This window comes from Betaproteobacteria bacterium, from assembly GCA_016720925.1.
In the GTDB taxonomy this organism is placed as follows: domain Bacteria; phylum Pseudomonadota; class Gammaproteobacteria; order Burkholderiales; family Usitatibacteraceae; genus UKL13-2.
Window position 1 is genome coordinate 356,731 of the sequence record JADKJR010000036.1, and the last position, 9,893, is coordinate 366,623.

Sequence of the window (9,893 nt, forward strand, 5' to 3'; positions counted from 1 at the left end):
GCACGTGGCCATTCTTGCGGTCAATGCGGGCTCGTCAACGCTCAAATTTTCTATTCACCCTCTTCAAAATGGCCAGGTTCAATCTGGGGTATTGACGGGTAGCATTCAGGGCCTTGAACCCGGCGGCGCGCCGGTTTTGGGCTGGACGTTTCAAGGGCGCCCGCAAACCCACCAAATGCCGGCAACGATCGGCGATCCGTTTAACCAGGGACTGAAAAGCCTGGGAGAACTGCTTGCCGGTGAACCCGCTATTCCCACGATAGATGCCATTGCGCACCGCGTGGTGCATGGCGGCCAGGAGTTTTCGGCGAGCGTTCGGGTCACCGGCGATGTGCTCGCCCGGTTGGACCGCTTGATTTCGCTCGCGCCGCTGCACCAGCCACATAACCTGCAGGGTATACGGGCGTTTCAAAAAGCGTTTCCTTCCATCCCGCAGGTCGCGTGTTTTGATACCGCTTTCCATGCCACGCTGCCCGAAGTGGATTACGGCTTTGCCTTGCCGCAATCGCTGGCCGAGAGGGGCGTGCGCCGATACGGCTTTCACGGCCTGTCGTATCAGTACATCATGGGGGTGTTGCAGGATCGCAGCACGCAAGGCGGAGGTCGCGTCCTGATGGCGCATCTGGGCAATGGGGCCAGTTTGTGCGCCGCCCGCGAAGGTCGCAGCTGTGCGACAACAATGGGTTTCTCCGCGCTTGATGGCCTGATGATGGGCACGCGCACCGGTTCACTCGATGCCGGCGTATTGCTTTACCTCATTGAACAAGGCTGGGACCATGATCAGCTGCAAACCCTGCTTTACAAGCAAAGCGGCTTGCTGGGCGTGTCCGGTATTTCCGCGGATATGCGGCAACTGCGTGCCGATGGCAGTGCAGCAGCAAAGCGGGCAATCGACATGTTCACCTACCGCGTGGTGCGCGAATCCGGCGCGCTGACCGCCTGCCTGGGTGGGCTCGACGTGCTGGCCTTCAGCGGCGGCATTGGCGAGCATGATGCCGTGCTTCGCAACGAAGTATGCGATCGTCTGGCATGGCTAGGCGTTGTGGTGGATCCCGCGCTGAACCAGTTAGCCACGGGTAGCGAAGTGATGGCTATTCACGGGCCCGACAGCCGCGTGGAAATTTGGGCGGTGCCCACCGATGAAGGACGTGTGGCCGCGCAGGAGGCGGCACGGTTGATCCGATCGTGAATCAAGTATTTAACGGTAGTATTGCGTAAACGTCACCTCAACATTGCCGCTTGGGAACCGATCCGTTCCGCAATCATTAACGAGGAGTCAGCATGCCTCTGTCCCGTCATCCGCTTGCCGCCTCTCTGCGGGCTTCCGATACCGGCAAGATCGTTAGCGCGCGCGAAGCGGTACGCCTGATTCGCGATGGGGACACCGTTGCCACAAGTGGTTTCGTGGGTATTGGGTTCGCCGAAAATATTGCTGTCGCGCTTGAAGAACTATTTCTCGAAAGCGAGGGCGCGGACCTGCAAGGTCTCGGCAGTCCGCGAAATCTGACGCTGGTCTACGCCGCCGGTCAAGGGGATGGCTCGGATCGCGGCCTCAATCATCTTGGCCATGAGGGACTGGTTGGCCGCGTCATCGGCGGGCACTGGGGCCTGGTGCCGAAGCTCCAGCAACTCGCGGTCGCCAATCGCATCGAGGCCTACAACCTGCCGCAGGGCGTGATCACGCACCTGTTCCGCGATATCGCCGCCGGTAAGCCCGGGACATTGACGCGGGTCGGACTCGGCACCTTCGTCGATCCGCGTTTCGGCGGCGGCAAGCTAAATGAGCGGACGACGGCTGAACTGGTCCGGCTGATGGAAATTGACGGCGAGGAATATTTATTCTACAAGGCGCTCCCGATCCACGTGGGCATCATTCGGGGAACCACCGCCGATCCCGACGGCAATATCACAATGGAAAAAGAGGCGCTGACGCTTGAAGTGCAGGCTATTGCGATGGCCGCGCACAATTCCGGCGGCATCGTCATCGCGCAAGTGGAACGGATCGCCGAACGCGGCACGTTGAATGCGCGGCAGGTCAAAGTCCCCGGCATTCTGGTGAATTGCGTGGTGGTTGCCGAAAAGCCCGAATACCACATGCAGACCTTTATTGAACAATACAGTCCTGCGTTCTCCGGCGAGTTGCGCATGCCGACGTCGGCGATTTCACCGATGCCGATGAGTGAGCGCAAAATCATCGCCCGGCGCGCGGCACTCGAACTGCATGCCAACGCGGTGGTGAATCTCGGCATCGGCATGCCGGAAGGCATTGCCGCGGTTGCGGCGGAGGAGAAAGTCACCGACCTGCTAACGATGACGACCGAGCCGGGAACCATAGGCGGAATACCGGCGGGCGGCCTCAATTTCGGCGCGGCGATGAATACCCAGGCGATCATCGACCAGCCCAGCCAGTTTGATTTTTACGACGGTGGCGGACTGGACATTGCGTTCCTCGGCCTCGCGCAAGCGGACCGTCAAGGCAACCTCAATGTGTCGAGGTTTGGCCCGCGGCTCGCAGGCGCGGGAGGATTTATCAATATCAGCCAGAATGCGCGGAAGGTGGTCTTTGTTGGCACCTTCACGGCAGGCAATCTGGAAATCGTGATTCGCAATGGCCAATTGGCGATCCTCAACGACGGCCGCGCGCAGAAGTTTGTCGAGCAAGTCGAGCACCGCACATTCAGTGGCCCGGAGGCATTGCGCCGTGGCACCACGGTACTCTACGTGACCGAGCGCTGTGTATTCCGGCTTTGTCCCGACGGGCTCGAATTGATCGAGATTGCGCCGGGAATCGAGGTCGAACGCGACATCATTTCCCGCATGGCCTTCAAGCCGGTTATGAATGCCGCGCCCGCGCTGATGGACGAACGCATCTTTGCCGATGGCCCAATGAACCTGCGACCCGATTTACTCGAATTGCCGTTTGAGGAACGCCTGGCATTTGATCCGGACGGAAATCTGTTCTTCGTCAATTTTGAAGGGCTTTCCGTGCAAAACAACGCCGATATTGAACGAATTCGCCAGGCAGTCGAGGCAACGCTGGAAACGGTCGGGCACAAGGTCTATGCCGTGGTTAACTATGATCGCTTCAGCATCGCCACGGAGCTGATTGACGATTACATCCGCATGGTCAAGGGGCTGATGGAAAAATACTACCTTGATGTGACCCGCTACACTTCCAGCACTTTTCTCAGGCTGAAGCTTGGCGAAGCGTTGTCCAGGCGCAACGTCGCGCCGCACTTGTATGCAAGCGTGGGGGAGGCGCAGGCGCATTTGGGGGAGGGGTGAAGGTAAAGGGCGCTGATTCAGGGCGTTCGGGAAGTCATGGAATCGTGAATCGCGCGGCGGTTGCCAGTCGCCAGTCAATTGCGGCCCGACTATCCGATGTGAAGTGGAGAAATTTCTAAAGAAAGCAATGGCATTGCCGTTAAACGTTCTGGAGGTTTAGCGGATCTAGCAGCCTGTCGGACTTAGAGAATCGAAGCGAAAAATGATATGGGCGAGGGCAGATTTTCACGGTTTTGCCAATGGTTGTTCCGTGGGCAATGCGGCCGATCATTTGCAGCCGATTCCGTCTAAGTCCGACAGACTGCTTGACGATTTGAACCAACGGGATCGCATGAACAACGGGTTTGCCACCATTGGAACCATGCTGGCCGCCATGCTTTTGGCGGCGTGCGGGCAGCAGCCTGCGGAGACGCCGTTGCCTTACAGCTTTGCGCCGGCAGTGGCCGCCGCGCCGATCTATCGCTTCGCCGTTCACCCTCTGCACAATCCGCAAAAACTCAGCGAGGCCTATCAGCCCCTGGTTGATCATCTCAATGCCCAGTTAAAAGGGGCCAAAATCGAGCTGGAAGCTTCGCGCGACTATCAGGTCTACGAGCAGAAGTTCCGCGCCCGTCAGCCGGCCTTCCTGCTGGCCAATCCGTGGCAGACGCTGGAGGCCATGAAAGGCGGCTACCGCGTCGTCGCGATGGCAGGCAACGCCGAGGACTTCAAGGGCGTCTTTATCGTCCGCAAGGACAGCGGTATCAAATTGCCCGCCGACATCAAAGGCAAGGTGGTGAGCTATCCGTCGCCGACAGCACTGGCTGCGGCGGTCATGCCTCAGTACTATCTACATACAAAAGGCATCGACATTAACCGCGATATTCAGAATGTGTACGTCGGGTCGCAGGAGTCGTCCATCATGAACGTCTATCTGGGCAAGTCCGCCGCAGGCGCGACCTGGCCGCCACCGTGGCGGCTGTTTCAAAAAGATCATCCCAGCGAAGCGGCTCAGCTTGAGGTGGTCTGGGAAACCCCGTCGCTGATCAATAATTCAGTGATGGTGCGCGACGACGTCCCGCAAGCCGTCAGCGAGCAAGTTGGAAAAACCCTCTTTGATCTGGAGAATTCGCCACGCGGCAGGGCAATACTCGCCGGCATGGAGACGGCACGCTTCCATGCCGCCACCGGTGCCAGCTATGACGTTGCACGGGAATACATCAAGCGCTTCGAGAGAGAAGTGCGTCCGGTGGAAATGAAATGACATCCGTGAACCTGAAACGGCTATTGGCCGGTACCTTGCGCCGCCAACTGGTTGTCGGCATGACGCTGGTTGTCGCGATAACGATGTCATTGTTTGTCTGGGATCTGACACGTCGACAGCAGTCCGTGGTATTGGAGCAGCAATCCGAGCTGGCGACCGCGCTCGCCCGTAGTGTGGCCAGTTCATCCGCCGTGTGGGTTGCGTCACGTGATTTCAGCGGTTTGCAGGAAGTCCTCCAGAGCCTCTCGCACCATCCTGATTTGCGACACGCGATAGTGCTTGACCTGAATGGGCAGATATTGGCCCACAGCGATCCAGGCCGGCGCGGGCAATACCTGACCGACCTGCCGCAGGAAGGCAAGCTAACGGTACTGCAACGCACGCCGGGCCTGGTTGATGTCGCCAGCCCCGTCATGCTCGCCGACCGGCCAATCGGCTGGGTGCGCATCGGCCTGGCGCGCGATTCCATCGATGACAAGCTCGCGCAAGTGACGCGAGGCGGGATCTTTTATGCGCTGATCGCAATTGTGCTGAGCATCATTTTTGCCTCCCTGGCCGGTCGCTACCTGACTCGCCGGCTCAACGCGATCCAGCGTGTGGTCGACGCCGTGCAGGCCGGCGACTCTGCTTTGCGGGCTGTCGTGCCCGGTGACGACGAGGCGGCGATGCTTGCCCGGCAATTCAATGGCATGCTCGACACGCTTGCGCAGCGGGGAAAAGCGCTGAAAGAAAGTGAAGCCTTCAAGAGTATTATCCTGAATTCCGTTGCCGCGGAAATTGCCGTGATCGATCGCGACGGGGTGATTCAGGCGGTCAACGATCGCTGGCGGCGTTTTTCCATCGAAAATGGAATTGATCCCGGCAAGCCGGCGCCGCATACCGATGTCGGCACCAACTATCTGGCCGTGTGCGCGGGTTCCACCGCTTTCGCCTCCAACCAGGCATTGGATGCACGCAGCGGGATTCAGACGGTTCTGGATGGAAAGCTGTCCAGCTTCAGCCTCGAATACCCCTGCCATTCACCGCGGCAGCAGCGATGGTTCACGATGATCGTCATGCCGCTGGGGCTGGATCCAATTGATCGCGTCGTGGTCACCCATACCGACATCACGGCCCAGAAACTGGCGCAAGCGGCGCTGGAGGAATCGCTTGAATTTGGCAAGAAATTGATCGGCTCCATGCAAGATGGCTTTTCAGTGCTCGATACGCGCGGCTGTGCAACGGATGCCAACCCCGCCCTGTGCCGAATGACCGGATTTACGCGGGAAGAGCTCATGGGGGTCGGCGCGCCGTTTCCCTATTGGCCGCCGGAAGAGTATGAAAATATTCAACAGGCGTTCCGGCGAACACTGGACGGTGTCGCCTCGAGCTATGAACTGATATTCATGCGCAAGAATGGCCAGCGTTTCCCCGTGATCGTCAGTCCTTCCACCATCAAGGACAGCCGCGGCAACATCCTCAGTTATATCGCGACGGTGAAGGACATCACCGAACGCAAGAATGCGGAGATCGTGCGACGCGAGAGCGACCAGCGCCTGGCGGTCATCGTGGATACAGCGCTGGACGCGGTCATCACCATGGACTCAATCGGCAAAATCACCAACTGGAACACGCAGGCCGAGGCGGTCTTCGGCTGGGTCCGCGACGAGGCCATTGGCCAGTCGCTTGCGCAGCTCATTGTGCCGCCGCCATTTCGTGAAGCTCATAACCGGGGAATGGCGCGCTATGTGGCGGGTGGCGCGAGTGTTGTGCTCAACAAACGCGTCGAAATGACCGCCCTGCGCAAGAATGGCATGGAGTTTCCGGTGGAACTGGCGATCACCCCCGTGCGGGTCGGCAGTGAGTTGTTCTTCAGTGCGTTTTTGCGCGATATCAGTAAACGCAAGCAGGCCGAAACCGCCCGTGCCGCGCTCGAGGGGCAACTTCGCGAGTCGCAAAAGATGCAAGCGATCGGTACACTTGCCGGCGGCATCGCTCACGACTTCAATAATGCGCTGGCGACGATTCTGGGCAACGTGGAGCTCGCGCGCGAGGATGCGCGCACCAATCCGCTGGCGCTGGAGAGCCTCGAAGAAATCCGCAAGGCCGGATCGCGCGCGCGCGACCTGGTGCAACAGATACTCTCATTCAGCCGCCGCCAGCCGACGGAACGCAAGCTGATCGCGCTTGCGCCGATCATCGGAGAATCCGCGCGCCTGTTGCGGGCGACGCTGCCGGCGCGCCTCGCGCTCGATGTTCATTGTGACGAGAATGTTCCCGCCGTGGTCGCGGACGCGACCCAAATTCAGCAGGTGTTGATCAACCTTGCCACCAATTCCATGCAGGCGATGCGCAGCGGCCCCGGCCGTATCGCCATCCGGCTCGATACCGTGCGGCTGGACAGGGCAATGGCCGACCGTCATCCGGTACTCCATGAATTGTATGAGAAGTGCCCTGGCGAAACGTTGCGGCTCACGGTGAGCGATGACGGGCCGGGCATGGATGCGGTCACGCTTCCGCGAATTTTCGAGCCATTTTTTACGACCAAAGCCGTGAACGAGGGTACCGGGCTGGGCCTTTCAGTCGTGCATGGCATCGTGCAAACCCACGACGGCGCGATAGAAGTCGAGAGTCAGCCAGGAAAAGGGTCGGCTTTCACCATATATCTGCCCATTTGTCAGAAGCAGCCGGGCGAGCCTGTGCCAGTTCAACAAGCGGCCGTGGAGGCTGTCGCACGCCAATTGGCTGCGCCAGCGCACATCCTTTATCTCGACGACGACGAATCGCTGGTGTTCCTGGTTCAGCGGCTACTGGAGCGGCGTGGTTACCGCGTAAGCGTCTTCACGGACCAGGAGGATGCGCTTGCGGCGCTGCGCGCCGAGCCGGCCGCATTCGACGTGGTCGTGACCGACTACAACATGCCCGGCAAGTCAGGCCTGGACGTGGCGCGTGCCGCGCGCATGATTCGCGCCGACCTGCCGGTGGCGATTGCGACCGGATTTATCGATGAGGCATTGCAGGCGGCGGCGGAGGGCGCGGGGGTGTGCGAGCTGATTTTCAAGGCCAATGAGGTGGAAGGCCTGTGCGACGCGTTCGTGCGGTTGGCGCAATCGGTAGTGAGTAAGCGAATCGTTTCGGATAAGGTCCTGAACTGATCTGGTCGTACACCTTTTGAGGATTTGACTGTACGCAACAGTGGAACCGGTATTCGACGCGCAAGAACACTAGCGGTGGTGCGGCATTCAAGCCAAAACGGCTGAAACACCGCGCCAGTGCTTGTGGTTGGAACATTGCCCGACGGGCGAGTCCCTGCACGGGCGTGCCTTTTGGCGCGCATTGAAAAATGGCATTGCGCAGATCTCGCGCGATAGGGCGGAAACCGTTTTCAAAAAACGTTGACTCACAAAGCGAAAAATCGTACGTCGGCCTCGCAATTCGCTGCGAAATTTGATCCATATCAAATTGGTCGTCCCATCCACAAAATTTGACAATCGTTATGCACGCAAATCGAAATATCGAGTGATAACCTGCGCCCACTTTGCATTACCCACGATTACCAACAAGCAGAAAAAAAGGAACGTCATATGCGTGCAGATATGCTCACAGCAGTCCTAAGCGATCTCAACGGTAGCTCCGCCGATATTGAAGCGTCCGCGGTTATTTCCACGGACGGCCTGATAATGGCGGCACTCTTGCCCGCCGGAATGGACGAAGACCGGGTTGGCGCGATGAGCGCGGCAATTCTTTCACTCGGCGACCGGACGGCAAAGGAACTGGCAAGAGGTACGCTCGAACAGGTCCTGATCAAGGGTGACAAGGGCTACGTGCTGATGACCCACGCCGGCGCCGACGCCGTGCTGACGGTTCTCGCCAAGCAGAATGCCAAATTGGGACTGATTTTCCTGGACGTAAAGCGCGCCGCGGAAGCTGTCGGCAAGCTGATCTAGCCGTACCGAATTCGACGTCCATCAGGTAGATAGAGGCCTCAGTCCATGGAAGAGACAAACCCCGGCAACACGCAAGGCGCTTCACGCGAGGTGACCTTGAAATACTTCGACGGCAGCAGCCGTCATGTGGTGATCGTTGATCACGAAGTTCCCTATCCTGAAGGCAGGCTGATTGTTTCGCGCACGGATACCGTTGGGATCATCACGCATTTCAACCAGTCATTTGTCGAGATGTCGGGCTATACCGGCGAGGAAATTCTGGGCGCGCCGCATCACATCCTGCGCCATCCGGACATGCCACCTGCCGCGTTCAAGGACCTTTGGGACACCATCCAGCAGGGCAAAAAATGGCATGGGTATGTAAAGAACCTTCGCAAGGACGGTGCGTACTACTGGGTATACGCCACTGTCATTCCGAACGTGCGCCATGGAAAGATCGTTGGTTACACGTCCGTTCGAAGAAAGCCTTCGAGAACGAAGATCAAGGAAGTTGAAATTCTTTACCCGACACTTTTCTGAATCCAGCGTAAGCGACGCGAAGGCGAAGGCCAGCATGACCACCTACCAACTCACCGTAAGCCCCGATTTTTCGCCTGACCACATTTCAGGCTGGTTCATTTTCAATACCTGGCTCCAGAAACAATTGGACCAGCACATTCACCTCGAGCTGTACGACCATTTCGCGTCCCAGCGCGTCGCCATTGCGGCGGATAAAATCGACCTGATATATGCCAATCCCTTTGACGCGGCCATGCTCGTCAGGGAAAAGGGATTCATTGGCATTGCCCGGCCACGCGGGAAAGTCGACGAGGCGATTATTGCCGTCAATAGCGAAGCGGCTGCACACTGCGTTGAAGACCTGAAACCCGGCATTACGGTGGCGTCCACCGACGATCCCGATGTCCGCATGATGGGCATGATCATGCTGGAGCCGGCCGATATCGGAAATCACAATATCCAGTTCAAGGCATGCGAGACCTACGTTATCGTCGCCAAGGAATTGCTTCGGGGCGGGGCGGATGCCGGACTGTTTCTCAAGCAAGCCTATGACGATATGTCGGCGGTGATACGCAAAGGTTTACGTCCGCTGGTGACGAGTGACATTCAGGTTGTGCAGCACATGCTGATGGTTGGGCCGCGGATGGCAGGCCACGCCGATGCATTGCGAAAGACGCTGAGCGAAATGGCGGCCGAGCCCAAAGGCGTCAACGTGCTCGCGGATCTGGGCTTCGCGGGATGGGAGTTGGTGGACGAAGAAGAAGTTGAGTTCATGATCGATCTGATGGACACGCTGGCGTCCTGAAGAGTCATTCCGTTGGCGGCGAAATTCACAAATAAAAACAGATCACGTCCATGATCACAAACCAACGCAGCACGCTTGAACACGACCCGTTTGCGGCGCCGTCTGATCTACCTTTCCAGTTGGCCAGTAAACGCGC

At 58.6% G+C, this 9,893-nt stretch carries 7 protein-coding genes; all 7 read left to right on the top strand.

Going from position 1 to position 9,893, the window contains the following annotated elements; all coding sequences use genetic code 11:
• Window positions 1–4 precede the first annotated feature (4 nt).
• Window positions 5–1,189 carry an acetate/propionate family kinase gene (locus IPP88_24355; protein ID MBL0125659.1) on the top strand — a complete coding sequence of 395 codons (1,185 nt, stop codon included), beginning with the start codon at window positions 5–7 and terminating at the stop codon, window positions 1,187–1,189.
• Window positions 1,190–1,281: 92 nt separating this feature from the next.
• Window positions 1,282–3,285 carry an acyl CoA:acetate/3-ketoacid CoA transferase gene (locus IPP88_24360; GenBank protein MBL0125660.1) on the top strand — a complete coding sequence of 668 codons (2,004 nt, stop codon included), beginning with the start codon at window positions 1,282–1,284 and terminating at the stop codon, window positions 3,283–3,285.
• A 361-nt stretch (window positions 3,286–3,646) separates the two neighbouring features.
• Window positions 3,647–4,528, top strand: coding sequence for a phosphate/phosphite/phosphonate ABC transporter substrate-binding protein (locus IPP88_24365; GenBank protein ID MBL0125661.1), 882 nt, complete (start codon window positions 3,647–3,649; stop codon window positions 4,526–4,528).
• Window positions 4,525–7,662, top strand: a complete 3,138-nt coding sequence (locus IPP88_24370; GenBank protein ID MBL0125662.1) for a PAS domain S-box protein — start codon at window positions 4,525–4,527, stop codon at window positions 7,660–7,662. The genes IPP88_24365 and IPP88_24370 overlap by 4 nt, the downstream gene beginning before the upstream one ends.
• 429 nt (window positions 7,663–8,091) lie before the next feature.
• Window positions 8,092–8,454: a roadblock/LC7 domain-containing protein gene (locus tag IPP88_24375; GenBank protein ID MBL0125663.1), complete on the top strand. Its 363-nt coding sequence runs from the start codon at window positions 8,092–8,094 to the stop codon at window positions 8,452–8,454.
• Window positions 8,455–8,499: 45 nt separating this feature from the next.
• Window positions 8,500–8,973 carry a PAS domain-containing protein gene (locus IPP88_24380; protein ID MBL0125664.1) on the top strand — a complete coding sequence of 158 codons (474 nt, stop codon included), beginning with the start codon at window positions 8,500–8,502 and terminating at the stop codon, window positions 8,971–8,973.
• 34 nt (window positions 8,974–9,007) lie between these two features.
• Window positions 9,008–9,757: a PhnD/SsuA/transferrin family substrate-binding protein gene (locus IPP88_24385; GenBank protein ID MBL0125665.1), complete on the top strand. Its 750-nt coding sequence runs from the start codon at window positions 9,008–9,010 to the stop codon at window positions 9,755–9,757.
• The last annotated feature ends 136 nt before the right edge of the window (window positions 9,758–9,893 follow it).